This is a genomic window from Kitasatospora sp. NPDC091335 (assembly GCF_044757205.1).
Lineage (GTDB): Bacteria > Actinomycetota > Actinomycetes > Streptomycetales > Streptomycetaceae > Kitasatospora.
The window spans coordinates 96,737-122,048 of the sequence record NZ_JBIVUM010000018.1; the positions used below are offsets into that span (position 1 = coordinate 96,737).

The window sequence follows — 25,312 nt, forward strand, 5'->3', positions numbered from 1 at the left end:
CACCTACGCCCTCGTCCACTGCCGCACCCAAACCACCACCCAGCGCCAGAAGTCGGACCCGCCGACTTCTGGCGCGCTGGGTTGACGGGGTGTGACTGGTGGAGGTGGGGTGTCGGGCTGCTCCCTCTCCGCTGGACAGTCTCCCGGCCGGCGGTGAGGAGTTCGGCGTGGCTCATCCCCTCGGAGTCGATCGCCTCATTGCCCTCGGCGTCGAGCGTCGCCTCGAAGCCGGGCGGGCCGCCACCGTAGGCACCTCTGACAGGATGGCGCCGACCCGCCCCGCCGAGATCATGAGGCACGAGTGAGCAGCGAGTGGACCGTCCACGGCAGTCGTCCCGTCTACACCAGTCCGTGGGTGCGGCTCGACCTGGTCGACGTCGAGCCGCTCGGAAGGGCCCGCTACGAGCACCACCTGGTGCGATTCGCACCGGTCGCGGCCGTCGTCGTGATCAACGACCGGAACGAAGTGCTGATGATGTGGCGGCACCGCTTTGCGACGGGCACCTGGAGCTGGGAGATCCCCAGCGGCATCGTCGAGGACGGGGAGTCCCTCGAGGCCGCAGCGGTCCGCGAGGTGCTGGAGGAAACCGGCTGGCAGGTGGACGAGGTCGAGGCACTTGCCTACACCCAGCCCATCGGCGGCATGAGCAACGCCGAGCACCACGTGTTTCTCGGCCGCGGTGCGACCTACGTCGCGCCGCCGGTGGACACCCATGAGGCCGACCGGATCGAGTGGATTCCGGTCTCCCGGATCCAGGGCATGATCGACCGGCGGGAGATCGTGGCAGGCGTCGCGGTCACCGGCCTGCTCCAGGTGCTCGCCCGGTGTCCTTAGGCCGGCCCGTGGGTGCCCCGTCCGGTTCAGCGGGTCGGACGGATCATCGCCGTCAGCCGGGGTGAGTCCGGTGAGGGCTGCTGGGCGTTGAACGCCTGGTAGCCCCAGGACTCGTAGAGGTGCTGGACTTTCCCATCCCCGGCGAGCGGGTTCACCGGCAACGTGACACGGCCTTCGGCGCGCCCGGCCAGCAGCGCGTCATGGATGCGGCGGGCGGTGCCGGTGCCGCGCCAGGGCGGGCGGACGCCGAGCGGCGAGGTGCCGGGCCCCGGCTACGGGGCGAGGCACAGGTGGATGGCGAGGACGCCGAGCCGTTCCTTCTCGGGTGGGTAGATCTCCCGGCAGGCGGCGAGGAGTTCGGCGCGGTCCATGCCCTCGGATCCGATCGCCTCGTTGCCCTCGGAGTCGAGCATCGCCTCGAAGCTCGGGTACTCGGAGACCTTGACGACCCGGGTGCGGCAGTGGGCGTCCCCGGCCTCGAAGGCGAGCAGCTGGCCCGGGTGGATCCTGCGCATGCCGGGGTAGCCGACGCGCACCTCGATGGTCTTGGTGCCGTTGGCGATCAGGTCGAGGTAGGGGCGGCGGATCCGGATGACGCGTTCCTGGTCTGGCATGGGGTGGTGTTCCGCTTCTGTGCCGAGGGAGGAAGGGTCAGGGCAGTCAGGCGCCCGTGCAGTTCGCCGACGGCGCTGTCCGGAGGGTATCGGTGTTCGAGGAGCCGAGCATGGCCTTGACGAGCGGGTCTGTGACGCGGCCCGCCGGAACGGGGTAACTTCCTGGTGGCACCGCGGGCTCACGGACAGGGCCGGCGGGCGCGAGTGCGGGAGGACTGCTGACTGCTGTGCTGGAGGAACGGGAGTCGACCGGCAAGCGGGTGCGGCGGGCGCGGCTGCGGCTGGGCATGACCCAGGCCGACCTGGCCGCCGCGACCGGCAGGACCCAGGGCTGGGTGTCGAAGGTCGAGAAGGGCGCGATCGAACTCGACCGGGCCGGCATCATCAACCAGATCGCGGCAGCGCTGCACTGCCACCCCAACGACCTCATAGAGCGGCCCTTCGTCGCGGGCACGGCATCGGAGAACCAGTGGCAGGTGTCGGCCGCCGCCATCCTGCGGGAGCTGCTGATCGCGATGGCCTGCGAACGGGCCGCCTGGTCGGCCCGGCTGTCCGGCGACCCGGTGACGGAGGCGGTCGCGGACTGGATGCGGGTGTGGGACATGTGGGCCACAGCGGACTGGGACGACGCCCTGGCGCTGTCCGACAAGGCACTCCGGCTCGTCGAGGACCGCTACCGCGCCAACGACCCCCTGGCCGTAAGGGCTTGGGGGTCCCTACACCTGCGTGCCGCCGTCTCCGCCGCACGCGCCGGCCGGCGAGCGGAGACCGAAGACCGCATCCAACATGCCGACGGGGCAGCTGAGTTGATGGAAGAAGGCCGGCCCGGCCCGTTCTTCGACCGGCACTCGCTGACGTTCTCCGGCGGCAACGTCCAGATCCACGCCGTTTCCGTGCAGCTGGAGATGGGTGACCATGCCCGGGCGCTGGTCCTCAACGAGCGTGCCGATCCGGCGAAGGTCGCCGCCCTCCCGGCCTCCCGGCGGGGCCATCACCAGATGGACCTGGCCCGCGCCTGGCTGTGGGACGGCAATCGCGACAAGGCGCTTCAGGCCCTGGAGGCGGCGGAGCGCATCGCCCCGCAGCTCGTGCGCAACCATCCGATCGGCCGCGCCACCCTGCGCAAGATCGTCTACGCCGAGCGCTCGGCCACCCGCGAGAAGCTGCGCTACATGTCCGACCGATTCCACCTGGACGGATAGGGGCGGTATTCCACCGGTTCATATTCGACGGTAGCCGCACGCTTACCGTCTGTGTGCATGAGTGGACGATACCCGGCCCACGAAACGGCGCACGTTCCTGTGCCGCCGTGGGCACCTCACCTTGGCGACGTCTTCTGCGGCCGCCCCCGCATGTTCGTCGCGCGACTCGATTCCCGTATCGAATCCACGCCCCTGGCCCGGTACTTGCTCCGCGCCTACCTCTCCGGCCTGTCCACCGGCGAGTGCTACCGCGACACCGCCGAACTCCTCCTCGGCGAACTGTTCGCCATTGCCGTCCAGCACTCCGACGCCCCCGACGACTGCCACATCGAGATCCGCTTCGCCCTCACCGCGTGGCCGACGAACCGCCGGCGCCGGGACGTGCCGTTCGGTGTACGCCTGTGGTGCACGCCGCTGCTCCCGGCGCCTCGTGCCGGGAGCAGCGGCGGCGGTCACTGGCCGAAGGCGCCGGGGAACTGCTCGATGATGCCGCGGGAGGGCATGCCGACCATGCCGAGGACCCGGGTGCGGGCCCGGCCGAAGTCGGCGGTGTCGGCGCCGAACCGGCCGTGGAGGAGGTCGGTGGCCTCCGCCACGGCCGGGCCGGGCCGCTCCTTCGCCGTCAGGTGCATCTCGTCGTCCGGCCCGGGGACCCGCACGGTGTGCGGGGGCGGGGTCAGCTCGGCTGGTCGCCGGTGTACCGGTAGATCTCGCCGGCGGTGTTGAGGTGCCAGGCGGTGCCGTCGGCGCCGGCGGCGATGTCGGTGGCGGTGCCGGGGATCTTGATCCAGGGGTTGCCGCCACTGGCGTCGTTGTTGGTGTACCGGTAGATGGCGCCGGCGGGATCGACGCCCCACACGTTCGTCCGGGAGCCCACCGCGATGCGCTTGAGGCTGCCGTTGACGTTCTTCCAGGGGTTCGAGCCGTCCTGGTCCCCGACGTACCGGAAGACCTGGTTGCCGCCGTTGACACCCCATACGGTGCCGTCGGCGCCCGCGCCGATGTCGCTCAGCGCCCCCGGGATCTTGATCCACGGGTTGGCGTCGTTGTTGGTGTACCGGTAGATGGCGCCGGCGGAGTCCACGCCCCACACGTTGGTCCGGGAACCCGCGTCGATGCGCACCAGGCTGCCGGTGATGCCCAGCCACGGGTCCTGCGCCCCCTGGTCCCCGACGTAGCGGTAGATCTGGTTGCCGCCGTTGACGCCCCATGTGGTGCCGTCGGAGGCCGCGCCGATGTCGCTGAGACCCCCGGGGATGTTGATCCACGGACTGCCGTCGTAGTTGGTGTACCGGAAGATGGCGCTTGCCCCGTTCACGCCCCACACCGTGGTCCTGGAGCCCGCCGAGACGGCGGAGAGACCGCCCGTGACCTTCACCCAGTCAGCCATGTTGAACTCACCTTTCGTCAAACGGAGTTGGCAGTCATCATGGGCGAAGGTGCGAGCCGGCCGGGCGGGATCGTTCTTGTTCCGGCGTCGGCTGCGGCGAAAAAACGATGTTTCGCCTCCGGTCGCTGTGCGGGACGGGGGTGCGGACGGGTCCGGTCCGGAGCGGATGGCCGGAACGGTTGTCCCACCCAGGGGGGATCGACGCGGGCGCCGGTTCGTGTATCCGGTCAGGACGACGCGCTCGTGATGGCGCCGGGTCCTACGTGCGCCCGGTGCCGCGGGTGCGGCGGGTGAGGGAGTCGAGGACGACGGCGGCGAGCAGGACGGCGCCGGTGATCATGTACTGGATGGCCTGGGCGGCGTGGACCATGTCCAGGCCGGTGGTGATGGACTGGATGACCAGGATGCCCAGCAGCGCCGACCAGGTCCTGCCGCGGCCGCCGAAGAGGCTGGTGCCGCCGATGACGGCCGCGGCGATCGCGCTCATCAGCACGTTGCCGCTGCCCAGTTGCTTGTCGGCGGAGCCCTGCTGGGAGGCGTAGAAGAGGCCGCCGAGGCCGGCCAGGAACGCGGAGAGCACGAACACCGAGATCCGTACCCGGGCGACGTTGACGCCGGCGCGCCGGGCGGCCTCGATGCCGCCGCCGACGGCGAAGACCTGCCGGCCGTAGCGGGTGCGGCGCAGCACGAAGTCGGTGGCGAGGACGGCGCCGAGCAGCACGACCAGGGACAGCGGCAGGCCGCGGTCCTGGTTGAGGGCGTAGGCGGCGGCCAGGGTGAGGACGGCCAGGGCGCCGGCGCGGATGGCGCTGTCGGCGGTGGGGCGGGCGGTGAGGCCGGCGGCGCGGCGACGGCGGGCGGTGTGCAGGTGGGCGGCCAGGTAGAGGGCGGGGGCGAGGACCGCCAGGCCCCAGGCGTAGGCGATGTCGCCGTCGCCGAGGAAGGTGGTGTCCAGGCTCGCGATGATGCCGTCGTGGCGGTTGTTGACGGTGCCGCCGCTGCCCAGGACCCACTCCTGGAGGCCGCTCCAGGCGAGCATGCCGGCCAGGGTGACCACGAACGCGGGGACGCCGATGCGGGCGAAGAAGAAGCCGTGGAGCAGGCCCATGGCGCAGGCCGCGCCGAGGGCGGCGAGGATGGCGAGCCATTCGGGCAGGTCCTGGCGGACGGCGAGGACGGCGGCGATCGCGGCGCCGGAGCCGGCGACGGAGCCGAGGGAGAGGTCGATCTCGCCGAGGATCAGCACGAAGACGACGCCGACCGCGATCAGGCCGGGCCCGGCGATGAAGCGGGTGATGTTGGTGAGGTTGTCGGCCTGGAGGAAGTGGTGGGTGACGGACTGGAAGACGACGGCGATGACGACCAGGCCGACCACGACGGGCAGCGAGCCGAGTTCGCCGGAGGCCAGGCGGTGCCGGGCGGCGGCCGCCCGCCCGGCCCAGCCCCGCGCGGGCGGGTGCAGCCTGGGGTCGGCGGCGGCGGCAGCGGCAGCGGCACCGGCAGCAGCAGCGGCGCCGGCGGGTGCGTCGGGGGTGCTCATACGGCCTCGGCCTCCTCGGTCTCCTCGGTGCGGCGGGCCCGGCGGGCGTGGGCGTTGTCGGTGGCGCCGGTGATGGCGGCGACGATCTGCTCCTGGGTGGTGCCCGCCACCGGGAACACGCCGTTGTTGCGGCCCAGGCGCAGCACCGCGACGGTGTCGGCCACGGCCCGTACGTCGGCCATGTTGTGACTGACCAGCACCACCGCGAGGCCGCGTTCGCGCAGCCGTTCCACCAGGTCGAGGACCTGGGCGGTCTGCTCGACGCCGAGGGCGGCGGTGGGTTCGTCCAGGACGACCAGGGAGGGCTCGCCGACCAGGGCGCGGGCGATGGCCACCACCTGCCGCTGTCCGCCGGACAGCGCGGCCACGGGGGTGCGCACGTCGGGGATGCGGATGGCGAGGGTGTCCAGCAGGCGGCGGGCGTGCTGTTCCATGGCGACCTCGTCGAGCAGGCCGCGGCGGCGTTTCTCACGGCCGAGGAAGAGGTTGGCGATGACGTCGAGGTTGTCGCACAGGGCGAGGTCCTGGTACACGGTGGCGATGCCGAGGGCGGTGGCGTCCTGGGGGCGGGCCAGCCGGGCCGGCTCGCCGTGCCAGGTCAGGGTGCCCTCGTCCACGGGGTGGACGCCGGCGATGGTCTTGACGAGGGTGGACTTGCCGGCGCCGTTGTCGCCGACGAGGGCGAGCACCTCACCGGCGTGGACGTCGAGGTCGACCCCGGTGAGGGCCTGTACGGCGCCGAAGCGCTTGGAGACCGCGCGCAGTCGGAGGACGGGTGCGCCTTTCACGGTTCAACCACCTTGGGGGAGGGCCTACTTGAGTCCGGCGGCGGCGCACGCGGCGGCGTAGTCGGCGGTGCAGATGTCGGAGGCCTTGTAGAGGCCGTCGGCGAGGACGGTGGCGGTGATGTCGTCCTTGGTGACGACCTTGGCGTCGAGCAGCTTGGCCGGGATGTTCCTGGCGGTGGCGTTGTCGGCGCTGCCGGTGGCGATGGCCTTGACGTCCTTGCCGCGCAGGAGGGCGACGGCCAGTTCGGCGGCGGTCTCGGCGAGCGGGCGGTAGGCCTTGTAGATGGTGTACGCCTGGTCGCCGGCGAGGATGCGCTGGATCGCGTCCAGGCCGGCGTCCTGGCCGCCGACGGGGATCGTGATGCCGGCGCCCTTGAGCTGGGTGATGATGGCGGCGGCCATGCCGTCGTTGGCGGAGTAGACGGCCTGGAAGCCGTTCTTGCCGAACTCGGTGACGGCGGCGGAGATCTTCTGCCCGGCGACGGTGGCGTCCCACTGCCCGGACTGCTCGTAGACGACCTTCTTCACCCTGCCGTCGAGGACCTTGTGCGCGCCGGTCTTGAACTGGGCGGAGTTGGGGTCGGCGTCGTCGCCGTTGATCATGACGATGTTCGCCTCGGCGGCCTTCGCCCCGAGCGCGTCCAGCAGGGCCTGGCCCTGGAGTTCGCCGACCTTCTCGTTGTCGAAGGAGGTGTAGGCGGCGACCGGGCCGTCGGCGAGGCGGTCGTAGGCGACGACCTTGACGCCCTTGGCGGCGGCCTCCTGGACCCAGCCCTGGGTGGACTCGGCGTTGTACGGGTCGAGGATGATCACCTTGACGCCCTGGGCGAGCAGGGTGTCGAACTGCTGCTTCTGCTTGGCGGCGCTGCCCTCGGCGTTGTTGTAGAGCACCTTGCACGGCGCGCACAGGGCCTTGACCTTGGCCTCGATGAACGGCCGGTCGAAGGACTCGTAGCGCACGGAGGAGGCGTTCTCGGGCAGCAGCAGGCCGATGGCGTCCGTGTTGCCGGCGGCGGCGGAGTTCTCGTTCTTGGCACCGCCGGCCTTGCCACAGGCGGCGGTCATGGACAGGGTCAGTGCGAGGCCCACGGTGGAGACGAGGGCGCGACGCAGAACGGCGTTCATCATGTGCCTCTCCCTGGGGTCGCCGCGGCTTCGCGGCAGGGTCGGAGGGGAGTCAATCCTGAGCGCGTACATGACGTCAATAAGTAAAACCACACTGCCCGCAATCCACAACCACTCGTTATCTTCGTGAACACGCCCCGGGCGCAAGGCGCGCGAAAGCGGGGGTGCCCGCCGCTCCCTTCGAGCGGCGGGCACCCCCGGAACGGAACCGACGGAACATCAGGGACGGCCGGGCGTGACCGGGTCGACCGGCCCCGCCCCGTCAGTGCGGGTGCCCCAGGTACGGGAAGCCGGGCAGCAGGTCCGTGTGCGGGCCGATGTGGTCACCGGACACCTTGCCGTCGGTGAGCATGGTCAGCCGCGCCGACGTCACGTCGTCGGTCAGCGTCCGCCCGTTCGGGTAGCCGGCCCGGCGGGTGCGGTCGTAGCGCAGCACGTCCGGCAGGACGATCCGCAGCTGCGCCTCGGCCGCGTCCGTGGTGTACCCGCCGAAGTGCTGGAGCTTCGCCGTCCACGGCTCGCGGTAGGTCACCCAGTCGTCCACCGGCTCCCCGGCGTTGTACGCGTCCTTGGCGTCCTCCTCGTTGAAGTACGCCGTCAGTGACGGATGCGCGCCCCGGTCCACCGACACCAGGCCCCCGTCCTGGCGCACGCTCACCCGCGCCCACACCCCGATCTCGTCCACCGCGCCGAACTCCGTCTCGGGGCCCTCCAGCACGATCCCGAACACGTTCTTGTCCGCGCCCCAGTCCACCCCCGTCCACTGGAAGTCCTTCACGATCCCGTCCAGGTCCGCGAAGAACGGGTCGCTGCGCAGCCCCGCGCTCACCCGGTACGCCCCCGCCTCCACCACCGCCGGGGTCCCGGTGAAACTCACCGGCGCCCCCGACACCAGCACCTCGCCGGTCGCCTCGTGCCCGCGCGCCCCCTCGCCGGTGGCCCGCCGCACCGTCATGGTCTGAGCGCCGTCCGCCGGGTCGGAGAACGTGAAGCTGTACGCGATGTCGGCCCGCTGGTCACCGTCGGTGTCGATGTCGATCCGGTACACCGCCCGCGGGTGGAAGGCCTGCCCGCCGCTCGGCGCGACCGGGTTCACGTTCATGATCAGCACACCGCGGCCGGGCTCCGGCGCGGCGAAGGCGAACAGGTCGGTCAGGTCCAGGCGCGCGTCGCCCTGGGGCGAGCGCAGGTTGGGTCCGCTCAGGTGGTGTGACAAGACGTTCTCCCGCTTCGGGCGTTGGGTCCGGCCCCCGGCCCATTGCTAGCACGCACGCCCGCCCCCGGCCCGCCCTGCTGCGCCGTCCGGACGGCGGGCGGGCCGGCGGGCCCGGGCCCGTCACGCCCGCAGGAGGCCCACCTCGTGGACCCGCGCCGGCACCACCGCGCTCGTCGCGCGCTCGAACAGGGCGCCGCTGCGGCTGCCGGCCACGGTGCGCACCCAGCGCCAGCCCCGCGCACGGTAGTAGGCGTGCAGCGCGGTGTTGTCGCTCCACACGTTCACCCGCAGCAGCCCCGCGCCCGCCCGCGCGGCCCGCCAGGCGGCCCAGTCGCCCAGCCGGGCACCGACGCCCTGCCCGGCGTACCGGCGGTCCACCGTGAACGAGCTCAGGTAGCGGGCCGGGACGGCGAGTTCCTCGCCGCTCCACAGACGGGGGCTGCCGGTCGGGCGCAGCGTCAAGGTCGCGACGGCCTCGCCCCGCGGCGCCGGCGCGGCGACCACGGTCGCACCCGCGGCGACGAGCGCCAGGCCGCGCTCGGCGTCGTACGGGGACGACCACTGGGCCGAGCCGTGGTCCCGGGCGATCCAGGCGGCGGCCTCCGCGCGCAGCGCCGCCAGCCGGGGGAGGTCGGCGGGCACCGCGGGGCGGACGTACAGCGGCACCGGCGCTCTCAGCACGGCGCGGCCGACGCCCGGGGCGCTTCCACGGGTTCGAGGGTGAAACCCGACCGCAGGGCGTCCACCAGCTGCCGGCCGGACGCGGCGAGCACGGTGCCGTCCGCCGTGGTCAGCGCGTGCCGGGCGACGATCCGGGCCAGCGGCACCCCCGGCTGCAACACCGTTCCGGGGGAGGGGATTTGCAGCAGCACACAGTCGTCGGGGCCGCACTCCAGCAGGCCGAACCCGGCGCCGCAGTACTGCAACCGCCCGTCCTTGAGCCGGTGCAGACCGGCGCCGGGCGCGGCCGTCACCCGTACCGGTCCGCCGGTGTGCCGCACCACCAGCTGCACGCCGCCCGCCGGATCGGTACGCGGCTCGCCGCCCGTGACGTGGCCGTACACCTCCAGCACGTGGCGCAGCGCCGAGGGCAGCGCGTGATCGGCCAGTTCGAGCTCGCCCAGCAGCCAGGTCGAGCCCTGCATGCGGCAGTTGAGCTCCAGCAGCAGCGGGCGCTCGCCGTCCAGGACGAAGTCCGCGCCGAACAGGCCCCGGTAGCCGAGCGCGGCCAGCGCCTCGCCGATGCGCCGCGCCGCCGCGCCGGCCCGCGCCATGGCGAGCGGCGGCAGCAGGGCGGGGGCCGCGAAGTCGCAGCCCGAGTAGGTGCCGAAGGGCGCGCCGACACCCTCGATCCGGGTCAGCTGGACGGACGGGCGCAGCAGCCGCACCGTGCTGTCCGCCGAGACCAGGACGTGCAGGTTGACGGCGGCGCCCTCGACGTAGCCGCTCACCAGCCAGGGCCCGGCACCGGCCCGGCGGACCGGGCGCAGGCCGGCCTCGTCGGTGACCAGGTGGGTGCCCCTGCCGCTGGAGCCCAGCGGCGTCTGCACCACGTACCGGTCACCGAAGCGGCGGCGCAGCTCCCGGTGGTCGAGCGCCGGGACCACCGCGTCGGGCGGAGTCACCGCCCCCACCGACCGCAGCCACGCCCGCTGGACCCGCTTGTCGCCCAGCACCGGCAGACCGGGACCCGGCGCCGGCTCCACCAGACGGGCACCGAGCGCGTCAAGTGCCGTGCGCCACTCGGGTTTCATCGCCGTGTAGGGCAGCAGCGCCAGCTCCCGGCCCCGCCAGGCGCCGTCGTCACCGGAGGCGCCGATCCGGCGCAGCACCTCCACGACACCGGCCCCCAGCGAGGTCTCGTCGCGCACCCCGCAGCGCGGCTCCAGCGCGTGGAAGGCGGCCCCGAACTCGCCCTCCCAGCCCGCGTCCGCCCCCTCCACACTCAGTACCGCGGACAGACAGCCGGTGCGCAGCAGCGGCAGCACGAACAGGGGACGGGCACAGCACGACAGCCCGGGCAGGGCCCGCAACCGGGCCACCGCTTCGTCACAGGAGATGATCACTCCCGCGATTATGGAGAAGCCCGGGACACGGCCCGCGGCCACCACAGCCCCCGCCCCGCCCCGTACGTGCCCCACCCCGCCCCCACCGTCACCCGCACGGAGGAACCGCCCGCGTTGACGGCCCCGCTCCCGTCGCCCGAAAGTGCGGGCCGCCTGTCGCAGGCCGGCGGTACCGTGCACGGATGAACAGCCGCACCGCCCGCACCGCCTCGGACCGCCCCACCGCCGTACCCACCTGGCGGGTCACCGAGACCGCCGGCCTGGAGACCTCCTGGATCGACCTCGGCCCCACCACCCTGACCGCCCACGGCCGCACCGCCGCCGCCGAACCCGCACCGTACTGGCTCGACTACCGGCTCGACACCGGCGAAGGCTTCACCACCCGCCGCATGCACGTCACCGCCCGCACCCCCCACACCACCCGCACCCTCGACCTGCGCCGCGACGAGACCACCGGCCACTGGAGCGTCGACGGCACCCCGCGCCCCGACCTCACCGGCGCCCTCGACTGCGACCTCGGCCTGTCCCCGCTCACCAACACCCCGCCCGTGCTGCGCCACGCCCTCCACCAGGGCCCCGGCGAGCAGCACTTCCTGATGGCCTGGATCCGCGTGCCCGACCTGGTCGTCGTCCCCTCCCGCCAGACCTACACCCACCTGCGCCGCCACCGGGACGGCCGCGCCACCGTCCGCTACACCTCCGGCGACTACCACGCCGACCTGCTGCTCGACGCGGACGGCCTGGTCGCCGACTACCCGGGCCTGGCCCACCGCATCGCCTGACGCGGCGGCCCGCCCGATACGCTTCACACCTTTCCCGGCCCCGGACTTCCCGGCCCCGAAGGAGTGCACCGATGCCCTGGTTCGCGCTGGAGCGCTTCGACCCGTCCTTCTTCGACACCGCACCGCACCTCCACCGCTTCCCGATGGACCTGCCGGTGGCACCGCACAGCGTCTGGGAGGGGCTCGCCGGACCGACCCCGCTGTCCTGGTGCCGGGGCCTGGCCGCCGGCCGCTACACCTCCCCGGCACCGCACGGCGTGGGCACCACCCGGGAGGTCACGGCGGGCCGGATACTGCGCCTGCACGAGGAGTTCGTGCACTGGGACGAAGGCCGGCGGCACGCGTTCTGCGCCACCCGGGCCACCCTGCCGCTGTACCGGCGCTTCGGCGAGGACTACCGGCTCGAACCCCTCCCCGGCGGCGGCACCCGCCTCACCTGGACCTTCGCCTACGAGCCGAGCCCGGCGCTGCGCCGCCCGGCCGCCCTGACCGGCGCGCCCGGGGCGGCGTTCCTGCGGACCCTGGTCGCCGACACCAAACGGCACTTCGGCGCGGCCTGAGCGGCCTGAGCGGCCTGAGCGGCCTGAGGGGGCGGGCCCGTCGCCGCCGCCCGGCCACCTCCCGTGACCAGCGGTTTTCCACGGCCGGACGGGTGCTCAGGGGCGGTACGCGGCGGTGGCGATCTCGACGAAGGACCCGACCAGCGGGTTGGTGTCGCCCTCGTTCCACACCGCCACCACCCGGCTCGGCGCCATGTCGGCCAGCGGCACCACGGCCAGCTGCGCGGGCAGGTCGCCGTCGAGCGGGGCCAGGCCGACGGTGCCGTTCCACAGCACGGCCTGGAGGCACTCCTGGACGCCGCGCACCACGGGGCCCTCGCGCGGCTCGCCGCCGTTCCAGTACGACTGCCAGAGCGGGTCGGTGCCCTGCGGGAAGCGGAACCAGCGGCGGCCGTCCAGGTCGGCCAGCCGGAGCCGGCCGCGGCCGGCCAGCGGATCGTCGGCGCGCAGGACCACGCCCACCGGATCGGTCCGCAGCACACGTACCGTCAGGGCGGTGGCGTCGAACGGCGCCCGGGTCAGTGCGACGTCGACCAGTCCGGCGCGCAGCCCGCACGTCGGGTCGGTCAGATCGGTCTCCCGCACGCGGATGTCCACGCCGGGGTGGCGGCGGCGGTAGGCGGCGGCCAGTCTGGCCACTCCCGGGTCGGTACCGTCCCCGAGGATGCCGACGGTGACGGTCGCGGCGCCGGCCGCCGCTCTCACGCGCACCGCGACCCGCTCGGCATGGTCGAGCAGGGCCCGGGCCTCGTCGAGCAGCACCGCGCCCGCCGCGGTCAGCGTGACGCCGGCCGGCGAGCGGACGAACAGCGGGGCCCCGGCCTCGGCCTCCAGCGCCTTGATCGCCCGGCTCAGCGGCGGCTGGCTCATGTGCAGTCGGGTGGCGGCCCGGCCGAAGTGGAGTTCCTCGGCGACCGCCACGAAGTAGCGCAGGGTACGTAGCTCCACGCTGCGACGATACCCGCCGGGTATCGGCCGGGCGGAAGACGTCTTGGACACCGGCGGGGCCCCGGCGGTGGACTCGGAGCATGACCGCACGAGCACAGGCCGAGGACGCACGGGCCGCAGAAGCACGGACCGAGGAAGCACGGGCCGAGGAAGCACAGGCCCGGGAACCGCAGGCCGCAGAACCGCAGGCCCACCCCGCCGTCCATGTGGTGGGCCCCGGCGAGGGCGAGACGATCGTCCTGGGCACCACCCGCATGCGCGTCCTGGAGGACGGCAGCCACACCGGCCACCGCCTCGCGATCGCCGAGTCCGTCCTCGCCCCGCACACCCAGGGACCGCCCCAGCACCGCCACGCCCGGCACGACGAGGGCTTCTACATCCTCTCCGGCACCGTGCGGTTCACCGTCGGGGACGAGGACCACGACGCCCCCGCGGGCACGCTCGTGGTGGTCCCGCCCGGCACCCCGCACACCTTCGCCAACCCGACGGACCGGCCCGCGGTCATGCTCAGCACCTTCACCCCCGACCTGTACGTGCAGTACTTCCGGGACCTCCGGGACGCGCTCGCCGACGGCCGGGCGCCGACACCCCGGGACACCCTTGAGACGATGAGCCGCTACGCGACCGAACCCGCCGCCGAACCCGCCGCCGAACCCGCCACGGGCCCCGCCCGGCCCCCGCGGGAGGAGACGTGACCGCCGCCTACTGGACCGTCGCCGGGCTGCTCGCCCTCTTCTACTCCTACGCGGGCACGCTGAAGGCGACCCGCGACCGCGACCGGCTCCGGCCGATGATGGCCTGGGTCGACCGGGTGCCCCTGCCCGCCGTCAGGGCCCTGGGGGCGGCCGAACTCCTCGGCGCCACCGGCCTGGTACTGCCCCCGCTGACCGGCATCGCCCCCGCGCTGGCACCGGCCGCGGCCACCGGCCTCGTCCTCCTCCAACTCGGCGCGATCGCCGTCCACCTGAGCGGCGGCGACCGCCGGATCGCGCTCAACCTCGGGCTCACCGCCACCGCGGCCGCGGCCCTCTGGCTCGCCATCGACCGGTGACCGCCGTGGAGGGGGAAGCCTGCCTCCCCCTCCACCCCCCGCCGGACACCCCCCGCCGGCCTCAGCCCTGCGGATAGAACACGAACAGCGTGCACCCGGTGGCCGTCGACGGCACGTGCCACGACCCCGCCGGAGCATGCAGGAACGACCCCGCCGGATAGTCCCGCGCCCCGTCGTGGAAGACCCCCGCCACCACGAACACCTCCTCAGGGCCCGGCTCGTGGACGTCGCGGTGCGGCCAGCACGAACCCGCCGCCATCTCCAGCACGTGCGCGCTCGCACCACCGGGCCCCTGCCACAGGGCACGCAGCCGGATACCGGGGAACAGCTCACGGACCGGGGACTCGTCGACGAACGCGCAGGTGTAGCCCTCCTGCGCGAGGATCTCGGGATACATGTCCACCACGGTGCCCCGACCCGACGGTGACGGACAGGCACCAAGCCGACACTCTGGGGTACTTTCCTGCCATGCACCACGTGGCCGCCCTGCTCAACCCCGTCCAGTCGACCTTCGAACTCGGCTGCGCCGTCGAGGTCTTCGGCACCAGGCGCCCCGGAATACCGCAGCACTACACCTTCACCACCTGCACCCACACCCCGGGCCCGGTCCCCACCACGGCCGGCTACGCGATCTCCGTACCCCACGGCCTCGCCGCACTCGACACCGCCGACACCGTCATCCTCCCCGGCTGGCTGCCCCCGGGCGAGCCCCTGCCCGACCCCGTACGCCACGCCCTGCTGCGCGCCCACGCCCGCGGCGCCCGCCTGGCCGCCCTCTGCTCCGGAGTCCTCGCCCTGGCCCGCACCGGACTGCTCGACGGCCGCACCGCCACCACCCACTGGGCCCACGCCGACCGGCTGCGCCGCGACTTCCCCCGGGTCAGGGCCGAGCCGCACCGCCTCTACGTCGACCACGGCGACGTCGCCACCAGCGCCGGGGCCGGCGCCGCCCTGGACCTGTGCCTGCACCTGGTCCGGCGCGACCACGGCGCCGCCCATGCCGCCCTGCTCGCCCGGCACATGGTGCTGCCGCCGCCCCGCGAGGACGACGGCCACGCCGCGCCCGCCCCGCCGCCGCAGGCCTGCGAGGCCCTCGACGGCCTGCTCGCCTGGGCCGACGAACGCCTCGGCGCGCCCCTGTCGGTGGACACCCTGGCCGCCCGCCTGGCCGTCTCGCCCCGCACCCTGGCCCGCCGCTTCGCCGACCGGCTGGGCACCAGCCCGGGCGCCTGGCTGCTCTCCCGCCGGCTGGCCGCTGCCCGCACCCTGCTGGAGGAGACCGACCTGCCCGTCGAGGCGATCGCCGCCCGTGTCGGCCTCGCCTCCGCCGTCAACCTGCGCCGCCGCTTCCGCGCCCGCACCGGCACGACCCCCGGCGCCTACCGGCAGGCCTTCCGGGCCCCGTGAGCCGCCCGTCCGCCGCGTGACGTACGCGGTCGGGGCGCGGGCGATGCCACACGTCGGCGGCGCGCGACCGGCCGAAGCGGTCGTCCTCACCCGATCGAGTGGCCGCGCTGCCGCTTCCGGTACCGGTGCCGGGTGCGTCGGTAGCGTCGGTCCATGATCGTGGAGCCGTCAACAGAAGTGACGTATCGACGATTTGACTTATTGTCATAAAAGTAAAGAGGCATCGTCGCATGGCAGAGAAACGCCTGAGGTCCTGGGGCAACAACCGCTCCGGCCAGCTCGGGGACGGCACCTGGACCGACCTGCGCACCACGGCCACCGCCGTGCTCGGGCTGACCGGCTCCGAGGTGGTCAGGATCGCCGCGGGCGGCGCCGGCGCGAGCCTCGGCCACGGGCTCGCCCTGCTGGCGGACCGTACGGTGCAGTCCTGGGGCGTCAACGGCTCGGGCCAGCTCGGCGACGGCTCGATGTCCAGCCACAACGCGCCCGGCCGGGTGGCCGACCTGCGCGACGTCACCGACATCGCCGCCGGCGGCCAGCACAGCCTCGCCCTGCTCGCCGACCGGAGCGTGGTGGCCTGGGGCCGCAACGAGCACGGCCAGCTCGGCAACGGGACGAACGCCGACAGCAGCCTCCCGGTGCGGGTCGCCGGCCTGAACCGGGTCGTCGCGATCGCCGCCGGCCTGCACCACAGCCTCGCCCTGCGCGAGGACGGCACCGTGTGGGCCTGGGGATACAACTTCAACGGCCAGCTGGGCGACGGGACTTCGTCCAGCCGCAACGTCGCCGCGCCGGTCGTCGGCCTGACCGGGGTCAGCCGCATCGCCGCCGGGGCCGGCCACAACCTCGCCCTGGTCGGCAAGCCCGGTACCGGTGCCACGGTGAAGGCCTGGGGCCACAACACCACCGGCCAGCTCGGCGACAACACCACCATCAACCGCCTCACCCCGGTCGCCACCAGGCCGACCTGGTCGGGCGGCGTCACCCACATCGCCGCGGGCTGCAACCACAGCTTCGCCGTGGTCGACGACGAGAACCGCCTCAAGGCCTGGGGCCAGAACACCTCCGGCCAGCTCGGCGACGGCACCACCGTCTTCCGGGTGCTGCCCGTCACCGTCCCCGGCATGGTGGGCGTCCGGCTGGTGGCCGCCGGCCGGGAGCACACCATGGCGCTGCTGGACGACCGCACCGTGCGCGCCTGGGGCAGCAACGGCTCCGGCCAGCTCGGCGACGGCAGCACCACCGACAGCACCACCCCGGTGGCCACCCTCACCGCGCTGACCGGCGTCGACGGGATCGCGGCCCCGGTCGGCGGCGACTTCAGCCTGGCGAACTGAGGCGCCTCAGCGGTGCCCGGCCGTCCCTCCTGCCACAATGCGGTGAGCTTTCCGTATCCGCCACAACGCATACAGTGAGGAAATCGTGTCGAAGGTCAAGCTGAGCACCAACCACGGCGACATCGTTCTCGAACTCAACGCGGACAAGGCCCCGGCGACGGTGGAGAACTTCCTCCAGTACGTCAGGGACGGCTTCTACGACGGCACGGTCTTCCACCGGGTCATCAAGGGCTTCATGATCCAGGGCGGCGGACTGGAGCCCGGCATGAACCAGAAGAAGACCCGCGCCTCCATCCGGAACGAAGCCGACAACGGCCTGAAGAACACCAGGTACACCGTGGCGATGGCCCGCACCGCGGACCCGCACTCGGCCACCGCCCAGTTCTTCATCAACGCCTCCGACAACGCCTTCCTGAACCACAGCGGCAAGAACGCCCAGGGCTGGGGCTACACCGTCTTCGGCGAGGTCGTCGAGGGCCGGGAGGTCGTGGACGCCATCGAGGGCGTGGCCACCGGCTCCAAGGCCGGCCACCAGGACGTCCCCAAGGACGACGTGGTCCTGGAGCGCGCCGAGGTCGTCGAGTAGCACGGGCGCACGCGGACGGTGGAGCGGGAAGCCGGGCCCGGCTTCCCGCTCACGCGGCGTACGGGACGTCAGCAGGCCGCCACCGCGTAGACCCAGCCCCAGGGCGCGTGGGCGTCGGAGACCGGGCCGCCCGGCGAGGTCCAGCCGAGGTTCCCGTTGACGTCGTAGAACTTCACCCGGTACTTCGACGGCTGGTTGTTGATCCAGGACCCGGTACCCGACCACGAGATCGCGTGCCTGACGCCGCAGTCGTAGAGGTTGAAGGACGGGCCCTCGAAGTTCTCGTACTGGTAGAAGCACGCGTAGCCCCGGTAACAGGGGTCGCCGAGGATCCCGGCCTCCCCGCCGTCCAGGTCGCGGGCGCGCTTCTCGCCCGGCAGCGGGAGGAGCATGAAGCCCTTGCCGTCGAGGTCGATCTTGTTCACGCCGACCTGCGTGCCGCCGGTGGCGGCCAGTTCGGCGTCGACCTGCCGCTGGAGCTCGGCGGCCCGGCCGCCGTCCAGCCCGGCGGCCCGGGCCTGCGCGGCGAACGGCGCACGGTCCTGACCGGCGGTGCCGGCGGTGGCGGTGCCGGCGGTGGTCCCGAGCGCGAGGAGGGCCATCGTCAGCGCGGCGAACGCCTTGCCCGATGCCCGGCGGGTGCGGATGTGAGACATGGAAGCGATCCTCCAGGTGTTGGCCTTGCCCGGCCGGAATCCCCGATCGGAACCGCTCGACGAGCTTCACGATCCGGGGGTTCCTTCTGGCACCAAGCCTGCCCGGAGGGCGGCAGCCCCGGCTTGTAGGAATGCGAACGGCCGTTTGCACACAAGGGGGAGGGGAAGGTCCGCTTCACCCGCCACGGCGTCGGGCCGGCCCCCGGAACACCCGGAACACCCGGAAACCCGGATGACCCCGGCCACCACCGCCACCGACAATGACGCATGCCGACCGACCACTGGCCGCTGCTCGGCCTGCGGCTGACCACGCCCCGCCTGGAACCGCGCCTGCCCGCCGACGACGAACTCGCCGCGCTGGCCGGCCTCGCGGCCCACGGTGTCCGGCGGCCCCGCCCGAAGCGGGCACGGCCTTCCGGGTGCGGGGCCTGCCGGCAGGAGTGCGGGGCGGCACGAGCCCCACCCGTCCCGGTGACGGCCCCGCCCGGGGCGCCGCGGCGGCGCAGGTCAGTCGCCGACGGCGGCCCGGTAGCCGCGGGCGTCGAGGAGCTTGCCGAAATCGGCCTTGTCCGACGGCTTGAGCTTGAGGATCCAGTACTCGTAGGGCTCGTCGTTGATGAGCTCCGGGCTGTCGTTCAGCTCCTCGTTCACGGCGGTCACCTTGCCGCCCACCGGCGCGTAGAAGTCCGATGCGGCCTTGACCGACTCGATGACACCTGCGGGCTCGCCGGCCGCGAAGACACGGCCGACCTCCGCCAGCTCCACGAACACGATGTCGCCGAGCGCCTTCTGGGCGTGATCGCTGATCCCGACCGTCACCGTGCCGTCCGCCTCCAGGCGCGCCCACTCGTGCGTCTCGGCGTACCGCAGCTCATCAGGGATGTGCGACATGTCCACTCCTCCGGGGTGTAGTTCATCAGCGGACCCAGCATGCCCCAGGTCGCCGGGAGGCGGCCGGAACGCCTCGGCATCACTGACGAAACGTCAATTCCGCTTGACAGGAGTCCGCCGCCCGCCCAACCGGAGGACTCAGGGGCAGGCGCGCCACGGCGAGGGGCAGCGCGCGGTCGAGCGCCGCATCGGCCCCGCACGGCACGTCGGGCCGGACGCCGGTGCCTGGTGACGCTCTACCCGCAGGCCGGGGCGCGGGGCCGGTGACGACCCGGCGTCAGTAGTAGCCCTTCGAGCCGTCGAGGAGCTCCCGGACGATGTCGGCGTGCCCCGCGTGCCGCCCGGTCTCCTCGACGAGGTGGATCAGCATCCAGCGGAGGTTGGCGCCGCCGGCCCGGAAGCCGGTGTGGCGGCCGACGTCGTCCAGCGAGGCCGCCGCGACGATCTCGTTGCTGCGGGCGCACTGGGCCTCGTACTCCGCGAGCAGCTCGGCGAGCGGGCGGCCGCCGGTGTGCCAGTCGCCGTCCTCGTTCGACTCGTCGAACGAGGGGTTCTGCTTCTCGTCGCCGCCGAGGAACACCACCTCCAGCCAGGTGTGTTCGACCCAGCGCATGTGCGAGACGAGGCCGGCCATCGTCATGGCCGGGGAGGTCGGGATGACCGGCCGGTGCGCGTCCTCGTCCGCCAGCCCCGCGCACTTCCAGCGCAGGATCTGCCGTTGCAGGTCCAGCCAGCCGATGAGGGCGGTGCGTTCGTCCGCCTGGAGCGGGGGGCGTTCAAGTTCCGGTGCCATGGGGGTGCAGGGTACCGAGGCGGTCCGGCGGGCGCACCCGATTAACGCGTGGGGCGTGGCGGGCCGGAGCGGGAAGCCGGCCGGGCCGACGTCCCGCTCCGGAGCGGCTCGCCCGGAGCGGCTCGCCCGGGGCGGCTACTTCTCGATGGTGATGTCCTTGAAGCTGATCACGAAGGCGTCCGGGTCGTCGTCCTCGTCCAGGTGGTAGGTGGTGCTGGCCCAGGCGTCGGCGAGGCGGACGCGGCGGGACGCGGGGTCGGCAGGGTCGCCGGCGATCAGGACGACGTCCTGGTGGGTCGCGGTGTTCTCGACGTCCTCGGCCCACTGGGTGGTGGCTTCGTGACGGTCGTCGCCACGGGCGAGGAGCACGTCGCCCCACAGCGGTACGGGGGCCCTGACACCGGTGGTGAGGAGGGCGTCGAGGTCGAGCTCGGAGCCGACGAGGGTGAGCTTGGTGACGGAGTCGAGTACTTCGGCCCGGTTGTCGCCGAGGTCGAGGTGGTAGGTCGTCATGTCCGGATCTCCAGGTGGCGGCGTGGTCGGCGGGGTCAGTACAGCTCGGGGGAGGTGCGGACGGGGATCCTGACCTTGAGGACGGTGCCGTCGTCGAGGAAGAAGACGACGCGGGCGTTGTCGCCGGGCTTGATCAGGCGGTTCGGCTTCTCCAGCATGATGTGGTACCGGCCCGGCACGAAGGCGAACCCGCCCTTGGCGGAGAGGGTCACCCTGTCCAGCTTGACCATCTTCGAGCTCTCGCTGTCGGCGACGGTCTGGTAGATCGTGATGCGCTGGTAGTCGGGGCTCTTGATCTTGGTGATCTCGTAGCGCTTGTCGGCGGAGTTGTCGAGCGTGATGTACCCCGCGGCGGGCAGGGCGTTCGGCAGCCAGCGGATCCAGGCGGACTTGTCCCTGACCTTCACGTCGGTGGTGACCGGAATCTTCATTGGTATGGCTCCCCTCGGTGGGGTCGTCCCTCGACCCTGTGCCGCCAGCAGATCTTGCGGTTGATCCAGAGACAAGGAGGCCCGGCAGAAGATCACCTGATGGAGTGACGAATCGTCAAATCGATTGTCACGAAAGAGAAATACCCCTTGCGATCCCTCCTGGTGAGGGGAGCGCAAGGGGGCAGCAGGGGTCAAGGGCGCAGCTCGCAGTGGACGAAGCCGCCGGCCGCGCGGACGGGGACGAACCCGGCCCTGGCGAGGACCCGCCCGGAGGCCCGGTCGCCCTCCCGGTGCCCGGCGAGCACCCGCGTCGCCGGGTGCCCGCCGGCGAGGAACCGCCGTACGGCGGCGGTGGCGTGGCCGTGGCCCGGGCGTCCTCACGCACGGCGTAGCTGAGCCGGCCGGTGGCGCCGTCGGCCGGTTCACGCAGCCGCAGCACCGGATCGGGCGTCCGCTCAGGCGAGGATGAGGCGGAAGACGTGGTTGTGGACGAAGAAGCCGCCGGGCTGACCGGGGATCGGCTGGAGGTTGAAGGCCCCGGTGAACTGCAAGGGCTTGTCGAAGGCGTTGTCGACGGCGAGGCTGCCGGTCACCACGACCAGGACGCCACCGCCCGCGGTGGGCTGGGAGTCGACGACGGTGACCCGGTGCTGTGGCAGACGGCGAGGCCCCGCCGTCCCGGGGAAGGGGGGCGGCGGGGCCGGCGGCTGCGCCCGGTGGGCGTCGGACTTCCTAGAAGAACCAGACGGAGAGGCGGGCCGTGTTCGGGGCGACGTCGCAGAAGTAGCTGACCGCCTCCCCACGGGCGACGTAGGCCTTGCCGGCGGCCTCGCACGCGGCGCCGCTCGGGTACATGCCGACGTAGGTGTAGCCGGTCGTCCTGGTGGTGGAGGCCTGGGCGGCCGGGGCGACCATCAGGCCGCCCGCGACCGTGAGCAGTCCGGCCAGGGCCATGGTGGAAACCGTCTTGCGCAGTGCCATGTCGGTGTCTTCCTCCCTCGGGCAGAACGCCGGAGTCCGCTTCCCGGCGTTCGGCTGGGAGCCTTCCGGAATCCCGGATTCGCGGCAATGGTAGAGACCAATTTGGCAGAAAACAGCTGGTCGCCCGGGGTGGGCGTGAGCTGGGTGCTCGTCAAGGCGACTGCTGCGCAGTGGAGTCGGCGGGACCGATCCGGTAGGCGGCGGCCTCCCGTCCGCCCGATTCGATGGCGCACGGCGGCGCGCCCACCCGCTTCCACGGCTGCTCCGGTCACGGCCGCCCGTGTACATCCCGCGCCGTCAAAAGCCGGGGCTCCGCACGAATCGGCCGGACGGCCGCGAGCCGGTACGCGGCCCGTCCCTCCGCGGGGTGCTCCTGCGCGAGTGCCCCGCCGATCCGGTCGAGGAGGCCGTCGAAGTCCTGCTCCGCGCACTGTGCTCCGGCGACTCGCGCGACCCGGAACTGCTGCTGCTCTACGAGTCGCTGGTCGCGGCGAGCCGGGACGACGAGCTGCGTGCCGAGATCGCGGCCTCCGTGGCGCAGCTGCGGCAGTGGCAGTGCGACTGGTTCACCGAGCGGGGGGTCTCGCGTCCGCTCCCCGCGGCGGTGACCATCACGGCGGCGATGGACGGCTTCCTGCTACAGCGCATGCTCGACCCGGAGCTCGATCCGGCGCCGCTGGTGGAGGGGCTGGTCGCCCTGGTCGGGCACCACCTGGCGTGACTCCCGTGCCGCCCGGCCCTCGTGAGGGCCGGGCGGTATCGCGCCCCCGGCGGGATCGTCAGCGCGCTGCGGGGCGAGGGGAGTTGCGGTTGTCGAACTCGCCGGTGCGGACGGCGGTGACGAAGGCCTGCCAGGCGGGGGAGGAGAAGGCGAGGGCCGGGCCCGAAGGGTCCTTGGAGTCGCGCACGGGCATGACGCCGGCGAAGCCGTCGGCTACCTCGATGCATGCGCCGCCGTTTGCACCGCTGTACGAACTCTTTCGCCACGGGGCATCGGTCAGGTCGACATCCACTCCAGGTCTCTCCTTACCGCACGGATGAAAGCCAGCGAATCGGCTTGGCCGAGGGCCTCGACCGCGAGTCGATCGTAACTCCTGTCTAGTACTGCAACCGACTGAGTGTCACGGTCGATGTAGCCGCGCTGCTCGATCTCGCCGTAAGCGAGAACTTTTCGGTTCGGCATGGTAAGGAGATGCACCATGTGTGTGAGTGGTCGGTTCTCGCCCAGGGAAAACGGTGCCACCTGGATTACCACGTCGGGACGTGCGGACAACTTCTCAAGATGAAGCAGCTGTTCGATCATGACGTCACGTCCGCCGATGAACCGCCTGATGCAGCTCTCGTCCAGTACCGCATGTACGAGCGGAGGGGGAGTCCGCTCCAGGATCTGCTGCCGGGCGAGCCTGAATGCGATGCGTTCCTCCGCCAACTGCTGGGTCGTATTGCCCTGCCTGACGTCGCCCATCTGGACTGCGGTTGCATATGCCGGAGTTTGTAGAAGTCCGGTAACGAGGTCGATCTCGAAGATCCTGATCTGCTCCGCGAGCGCCTCGTAGCGCGCGTACTCCGGAAACCCCTCCAGGATCGCGGCGTTCTTCAGCTGGTACCACATCAGCAGCAGGGTGCCGCCGGTCTCCAGCACTTCGTCCGCCAGTTCGGCGAGCTTGCGGGTCGGGGGCCGGTGGGCAAGTTCGACGTAGGACAGGTGCGACGGCGAGCACCCGATGAGCGGGGCCAGCTCCTCCTGGCGGAGGCCCCGGGCCTCTCGCGACTTGCGGAGTTGGATCCCGAAGGGCGCCCAGGGGCTGGACTCGGGGTCAATCTGCTTCTTGTTCATGGCGGTTCTCAACTTCCAGCAAGCCCGGAGGCAAGTAGCAGGCCGCTTTCCATGCTAGGTGACCTTGCTCCAGCATGTACACAGAACGTGAAACTCCGATCGCAGAGGGTGCCATTCCATGCCCCAAGACCAAGCCCCGCGCCTCCTCGGCTACGGCGTCCGGTTCGACGTCGAGGCCGATCGCTACCGGGTCCGCAACGAGATGACGGGCGAGTGGCTGCGCCGGCCCGACGGCGAGTTGGCCACCTTCGTCTTCTTCGGCGATGCCTACAGCGCGTGGCGCGGCTTCGAGGTCCACAAGCGCCCCGGGGAGAAGTGAAGATGTCCTCGACCCTCTCCCGCGCGACCGCCGAGCAGCGCCGTCAGGCGGCCGACGTGCTGGACGACCTCGCCACCGTCCTCGCCCTCGGTGGCGTTCGGCCCCCCACCCTGGAAGTCGACTGGCACAGCGGCCGCCTGACGTGCGGCTACCTCCTCCGTCTCACCGCCCGCCCCGCCGACCTCGTGCGCGTGGTCGACCTGCTGCGCAAGGGCCTGCGCCACGAGCGCCTCACGTACGACGACTGAAAGCGGCCGCCCCCATGCAAGACCCCCGACTCCTGGCCAAGCCTCCCGTCTGCCGGCTCGGCTGCCTCGTCCTGATCCGCAACCCCCGCGGCGACGTCCTGCTCGTCGACCCGGACTACATGGACGGCATGATCCTGCCCGGTGGCTCCGCCCGCCCCAACGAGCCCCCGCACCTCGCCGCCGCCCGCCACCTGCACGAAGAGACCGGCCTGATCGCCCGTCTGACCGACATCGTCGCCGTCGACTTCACCCCCGCCGACCGCTACCTGGAACGCCTGAACCTCGTCTTCGACGGCGGCACCGTCCCCGACACCGCCCGGATCACCGTCCCGCCCCGGCACCGCAGCGGCCTGCTCGGCGCCCGCTTCGTCCCCGCCCCGGACCTGCCGGACGTCATGGCCCCCTCCCAGGCCGCCCGCGCCGCCGAAGCCCTCGCCGGCCGCACCCTCCCCGTCCTCCTCCACGGCCAACGGGCGGCCTGAGCGCATGGCCTCGGCTCGGCGCGGATTCCCGTGCCGGGCCGGAGTGCTCGCACTGGAGCCTGTTCGGCGGAGCCTCGGGCTCGATATCGAACTGCTGTTCACGTTAAGTGATGTGACGCGCACGCAGAGGCATTGGGGTGGTCGGCAATACTTGGCCCGTGTGGGATGGAGATCTGCATGAAGGTGTACCGCGACGTCTTCAACGGTGACGAGTTGCTGTCCGACTCGGTCCCGGTCAAGGAGGACGGCGTCTGCTTCGTCGCCGAGGGCAAGTACGGCACGCGCTCGACAGTCGGGTCGATCGACATCGGAGCCGCGTCCGGCGTGGAGGGCGAGGAGGGCGAGGAGGAGACCGGAGCGGTCGATTCGGCAACCGTCTCGGTCCTCGACATCGTTGACGCACATCGACTTGTCGAGACGAGCTACGACAAGAAGAACTACACCGGGCACATCAAGGCGTACCTGAAGAGGCTGTCGGAGAGGGTCCCCGCGGACGATCGGTCCGCCTGGCAGGAGAAGGCCCAGACATGTGTCAAGGCCGTGCTCGCCGACTTCGAGAGCTACCGGTTCTTCACCGGCGAAAGCATGGACCCCGAGGCCATGGTCGTCCTCCTGAAGGCCGGCGAAGCCGGCGGGGCCCCGTACCTGTACTACTTCGGGCACGGGCTCAAGACCGAGGTGTACTGACACCACGGTCCTGCCTGAAGTCCTGGG

Annotated in this window: 34 protein-coding genes and 1 pseudogene; 14 read left to right on the forward strand and 21 right to left on the reverse strand. The window is 72.3% G+C overall.

What is annotated here, in order from left to right; translation table 11 throughout:
• The first annotated feature begins 301 nt into the window (after positions 1 to 301).
• Positions 302 to 835, forward strand: a complete 534-nt coding sequence (locus ACIQOW_RS31120) for an NUDIX hydrolase (RefSeq protein ID WP_401090552.1) — start codon at positions 302 to 304, stop codon at positions 833 to 835.
• Positions 836 to 861: 26 nt separating this feature from the next.
• Here the strand turns inward: ACIQOW_RS31120 and ACIQOW_RS31125 are convergent.
• A pseudogene (locus ACIQOW_RS31125) lies at positions 862 to 1,086 on the reverse strand (GNAT family N-acetyltransferase); the annotation flags it as partial.
• Positions 1,087 to 1,107: 21 nt separating this feature from the next.
• Positions 1,108 to 1,449: an ASCH domain-containing protein gene (locus ACIQOW_RS31130; protein WP_401090554.1), complete on the reverse strand. Its 342-nt coding sequence runs from the start codon at positions 1,447 to 1,449 to the stop codon at positions 1,108 to 1,110.
• 227 nt (positions 1,450 to 1,676) lie between these two features.
• Between ACIQOW_RS31130 and ACIQOW_RS31135 the strand changes: the two genes are divergently transcribed.
• Positions 1,677 to 2,651, forward strand: a complete 975-nt coding sequence (locus tag ACIQOW_RS31135; protein WP_401090556.1) for a helix-turn-helix domain-containing protein — start codon at positions 1,677 to 1,679, stop codon at positions 2,649 to 2,651.
• A 452-nt stretch (positions 2,652 to 3,103) separates the two neighbouring features.
• Here ACIQOW_RS31135 and ACIQOW_RS31140 read toward each other — a convergent pair whose 3' ends face one another.
• The 8 genes from ACIQOW_RS31140 to ACIQOW_RS31175 all read right to left on the reverse strand — a co-directional run bounded on the left by ACIQOW_RS31140 (position 3,104) and on the right by ACIQOW_RS31175 (position 10,776).
• Positions 3,104 to 3,283 (reverse strand): hypothetical protein, encoded by a 180-nt coding sequence (locus ACIQOW_RS31140; RefSeq protein ID WP_401090558.1) that lies wholly within the window; start codon positions 3,281 to 3,283, stop codon positions 3,104 to 3,106.
• A gap of 44 nt (positions 3,284 to 3,327) precedes the next feature.
• Positions 3,328 to 4,041, reverse strand: a complete 714-nt coding sequence (locus ACIQOW_RS31145; RefSeq protein ID WP_401090560.1) for a tectonin domain-containing protein — start codon at positions 4,039 to 4,041, stop codon at positions 3,328 to 3,330.
• A 259-nt stretch (positions 4,042 to 4,300) separates the two neighbouring features.
• Positions 4,301 to 5,581 (reverse strand): sugar ABC transporter permease, encoded by a 1,281-nt coding sequence (locus tag ACIQOW_RS31150; protein WP_401090562.1) that lies wholly within the window; start codon positions 5,579 to 5,581, stop codon positions 4,301 to 4,303.
• Positions 5,578 to 6,369, reverse strand: coding sequence for an ATP-binding cassette domain-containing protein (locus tag ACIQOW_RS31155; RefSeq protein WP_401090564.1), 792 nt, complete (start codon positions 6,367 to 6,369; stop codon positions 5,578 to 5,580). The genes ACIQOW_RS31150 and ACIQOW_RS31155 overlap by 4 nt, the downstream gene beginning before the upstream one ends.
• 24 nt (positions 6,370 to 6,393) lie before the next feature.
• Positions 6,394 to 7,494 (reverse strand): sugar ABC transporter substrate-binding protein, encoded by a 1,101-nt coding sequence (locus ACIQOW_RS31160; RefSeq protein ID WP_401090717.1) that lies wholly within the window; start codon positions 7,492 to 7,494, stop codon positions 6,394 to 6,396.
• 262 nt (positions 7,495 to 7,756) lie between these two features.
• Positions 7,757 to 8,710, reverse strand: coding sequence for a DUF4331 family protein (locus ACIQOW_RS31165; RefSeq protein ID WP_401090566.1), 954 nt, complete (start codon positions 8,708 to 8,710; stop codon positions 7,757 to 7,759).
• Positions 8,711 to 8,830: 120 nt separating this feature from the next.
• Positions 8,831 to 9,376: a GNAT family N-acetyltransferase gene (locus ACIQOW_RS31170; protein ID WP_401090568.1), complete on the reverse strand. Its 546-nt coding sequence runs from the start codon at positions 9,374 to 9,376 to the stop codon at positions 8,831 to 8,833.
• Between the two features lie 8 nt (positions 9,377 to 9,384).
• Complete coding sequence (locus ACIQOW_RS31175; protein WP_401090570.1) at positions 9,385 to 10,776, reverse strand: ATP-grasp domain-containing protein; 1,392 nt, start codon at positions 10,774 to 10,776, stop codon at positions 9,385 to 9,387.
• Positions 10,777 to 10,958: 182 nt separating this feature from the next.
• Between ACIQOW_RS31175 and ACIQOW_RS31180 the strand changes: the two genes are divergently transcribed.
• Together ACIQOW_RS31180 and ACIQOW_RS31185 are read left to right on the forward strand one after the other, a co-directional pair.
• Positions 10,959 to 11,558, forward strand: coding sequence for a putative glycolipid-binding domain-containing protein (locus ACIQOW_RS31180; protein ID WP_401090572.1), 600 nt, complete (start codon positions 10,959 to 10,961; stop codon positions 11,556 to 11,558).
• A gap of 71 nt (positions 11,559 to 11,629) precedes the next feature.
• Positions 11,630 to 12,118: an SRPBCC family protein gene (locus tag ACIQOW_RS31185; protein WP_401090574.1), complete on the forward strand. Its 489-nt coding sequence runs from the start codon at positions 11,630 to 11,632 to the stop codon at positions 12,116 to 12,118.
• Between the two features lie 96 nt (positions 12,119 to 12,214).
• Here ACIQOW_RS31185 and ACIQOW_RS31190 read toward each other — a convergent pair whose 3' ends face one another.
• Positions 12,215 to 13,066, reverse strand: a complete 852-nt coding sequence (locus tag ACIQOW_RS31190) for a LysR family transcriptional regulator (RefSeq protein ID WP_401090576.1) — start codon at positions 13,064 to 13,066, stop codon at positions 12,215 to 12,217.
• 80 nt (positions 13,067 to 13,146) lie between these two features.
• On the opposite strand from ACIQOW_RS31190, the gene ACIQOW_RS31195 reads away from it, so the two are divergent.
• Positions 13,147 to 13,761, forward strand: a complete 615-nt coding sequence (locus tag ACIQOW_RS31195; RefSeq protein ID WP_401090578.1) for a cupin domain-containing protein — start codon at positions 13,147 to 13,149, stop codon at positions 13,759 to 13,761.
• On the forward strand, positions 13,758 to 14,117 hold the full coding sequence (locus tag ACIQOW_RS31200) for a DoxX family protein (RefSeq protein WP_401090580.1): 360 nt from the start codon (positions 13,758 to 13,760) through the stop codon (positions 14,115 to 14,117). The genes ACIQOW_RS31195 and ACIQOW_RS31200 overlap by 4 nt, the downstream gene beginning before the upstream one ends.
• A gap of 61 nt (positions 14,118 to 14,178) precedes the next feature.
• Here ACIQOW_RS31200 and ACIQOW_RS31205 read toward each other — a convergent pair whose 3' ends face one another.
• Positions 14,179 to 14,514: a cupin domain-containing protein gene (locus ACIQOW_RS31205; RefSeq protein ID WP_188296020.1), complete on the reverse strand. Its 336-nt coding sequence runs from the start codon at positions 14,512 to 14,514 to the stop codon at positions 14,179 to 14,181.
• Between the two features lie 71 nt (positions 14,515 to 14,585).
• Here ACIQOW_RS31205 and ACIQOW_RS31210 point away from each other — a divergent pair, with 71 nt between their 5' ends.
• The 3 genes from ACIQOW_RS31210 (at position 14,586) to ACIQOW_RS31220 (ending at position 17,447) form a co-directional block, all read left to right on the forward strand.
• Positions 14,586 to 15,524, forward strand: a complete 939-nt coding sequence (locus ACIQOW_RS31210; protein ID WP_401090583.1) for a GlxA family transcriptional regulator — start codon at positions 14,586 to 14,588, stop codon at positions 15,522 to 15,524.
• A gap of 230 nt (positions 15,525 to 15,754) precedes the next feature.
• Positions 15,755 to 16,861: an RCC1 domain-containing protein gene (locus ACIQOW_RS31215; protein ID WP_401090585.1), complete on the forward strand. Its 1,107-nt coding sequence runs from the start codon at positions 15,755 to 15,757 to the stop codon at positions 16,859 to 16,861.
• Positions 16,862 to 16,946: 85 nt separating this feature from the next.
• Positions 16,947 to 17,447, forward strand: coding sequence for a peptidylprolyl isomerase (locus ACIQOW_RS31220; RefSeq protein ID WP_401090587.1), 501 nt, complete (start codon positions 16,947 to 16,949; stop codon positions 17,445 to 17,447).
• Positions 17,448 to 17,515: 68 nt separating this feature from the next.
• Here the strand turns inward: ACIQOW_RS31220 and ACIQOW_RS31225 are convergent, their stop codons facing one another.
• From ACIQOW_RS31225 to ACIQOW_RS31255, 7 genes are all read right to left on the reverse strand, one after another.
• The gene (locus tag ACIQOW_RS31225) at positions 17,516 to 18,103 is read right to left on the reverse strand and encodes a hypothetical protein (protein WP_401090589.1); all 588 of its coding nucleotides are present in this window, start codon (positions 18,101 to 18,103) and stop codon (positions 17,516 to 17,518) included.
• A 507-nt stretch (positions 18,104 to 18,610) separates the two neighbouring features.
• Positions 18,611 to 18,994, reverse strand: a complete 384-nt coding sequence (gene gcvH, locus ACIQOW_RS31230) for a glycine cleavage system protein GcvH (RefSeq protein WP_401090591.1) — start codon at positions 18,992 to 18,994, stop codon at positions 18,611 to 18,613.
• A gap of 277 nt (positions 18,995 to 19,271) precedes the next feature.
• Complete coding sequence (locus tag ACIQOW_RS31235) at positions 19,272 to 19,787, reverse strand: DinB family protein (RefSeq protein ID WP_401090593.1); 516 nt, start codon at positions 19,785 to 19,787, stop codon at positions 19,272 to 19,274.
• A gap of 135 nt (positions 19,788 to 19,922) precedes the next feature.
• Entirely contained in the window at positions 19,923 to 20,300 is a 378-nt protein-coding gene (locus ACIQOW_RS31240) for a hypothetical protein (protein ID WP_401090594.1), read from the reverse strand.
• Between the two features lie 35 nt (positions 20,301 to 20,335).
• The gene (locus ACIQOW_RS31245) at positions 20,336 to 20,731 is read right to left on the reverse strand and encodes a copper chaperone PCu(A)C (RefSeq protein WP_401090596.1); all 396 of its coding nucleotides are present in this window, start codon (positions 20,729 to 20,731) and stop codon (positions 20,336 to 20,338) included.
• 455 nt (positions 20,732 to 21,186) lie between these two features.
• Complete coding sequence (locus ACIQOW_RS31250) at positions 21,187 to 21,534, reverse strand: ketosteroid isomerase family protein (protein ID WP_401090598.1); 348 nt, start codon at positions 21,532 to 21,534, stop codon at positions 21,187 to 21,189.
• Entirely contained in the window at positions 21,464 to 21,712 is a 249-nt protein-coding gene (locus ACIQOW_RS31255) for a hypothetical protein (protein WP_401090600.1), read from the reverse strand. The genes ACIQOW_RS31250 and ACIQOW_RS31255 overlap by 71 nt, the downstream gene beginning before the upstream one ends.
• Before the next feature lie 367 nt (positions 21,713 to 22,079).
• On the opposite strand from ACIQOW_RS31255, the gene ACIQOW_RS31260 reads away from it, so the two are divergent.
• Positions 22,080 to 22,433 (forward strand): hypothetical protein, encoded by a 354-nt coding sequence (locus tag ACIQOW_RS31260; RefSeq protein WP_401090602.1) that lies wholly within the window; start codon positions 22,080 to 22,082, stop codon positions 22,431 to 22,433.
• Positions 22,434 to 22,491: 58 nt separating this feature from the next.
• Here the strand turns inward: ACIQOW_RS31260 and ACIQOW_RS31265 are convergent, their stop codons facing one another.
• Positions 22,492 to 22,725, reverse strand: coding sequence for a DUF397 domain-containing protein (locus ACIQOW_RS31265; protein WP_401090604.1), 234 nt, complete (start codon positions 22,723 to 22,725; stop codon positions 22,492 to 22,494).
• On the reverse strand, positions 22,710 to 23,549 hold the full coding sequence (locus tag ACIQOW_RS31270; protein WP_401090606.1) for a helix-turn-helix transcriptional regulator: 840 nt from the start codon (positions 23,547 to 23,549) through the stop codon (positions 22,710 to 22,712). The genes ACIQOW_RS31265 and ACIQOW_RS31270 overlap by 16 nt, the downstream gene beginning before the upstream one ends.
• A 118-nt stretch (positions 23,550 to 23,667) precedes the next feature.
• Here ACIQOW_RS31270 and ACIQOW_RS31275 point away from each other — a divergent pair, with 118 nt between their 5' ends.
• The 4 genes from ACIQOW_RS31275 to ACIQOW_RS31290 all read left to right on the forward strand — a co-directional run bounded on the left by ACIQOW_RS31275 (position 23,668) and on the right by ACIQOW_RS31290 (position 25,285).
• Positions 23,668 to 23,868 carry a hypothetical protein gene (locus tag ACIQOW_RS31275; protein WP_188295478.1) on the forward strand — a complete coding sequence of 67 codons (201 nt, stop codon included), beginning with the start codon at positions 23,668 to 23,670 and terminating at the stop codon, positions 23,866 to 23,868.
• Positions 23,869 to 23,870: 2 nt separating this feature from the next.
• Complete coding sequence (locus ACIQOW_RS31280) at positions 23,871 to 24,116, forward strand: hypothetical protein (RefSeq protein WP_401090608.1); 246 nt, start codon at positions 23,871 to 23,873, stop codon at positions 24,114 to 24,116.
• A gap of 14 nt (positions 24,117 to 24,130) precedes the next feature.
• Positions 24,131 to 24,598: an NUDIX domain-containing protein gene (locus ACIQOW_RS31285; RefSeq protein ID WP_401090610.1), complete on the forward strand. Its 468-nt coding sequence runs from the start codon at positions 24,131 to 24,133 to the stop codon at positions 24,596 to 24,598.
• A gap of 177 nt (positions 24,599 to 24,775) precedes the next feature.
• On the forward strand, positions 24,776 to 25,285 hold the full coding sequence (locus ACIQOW_RS31290) for a translationally-controlled tumor protein (protein ID WP_401090612.1): 510 nt from the start codon (positions 24,776 to 24,778) through the stop codon (positions 25,283 to 25,285).
• Positions 25,286 to 25,312: the final 27 nt, after the last annotated feature.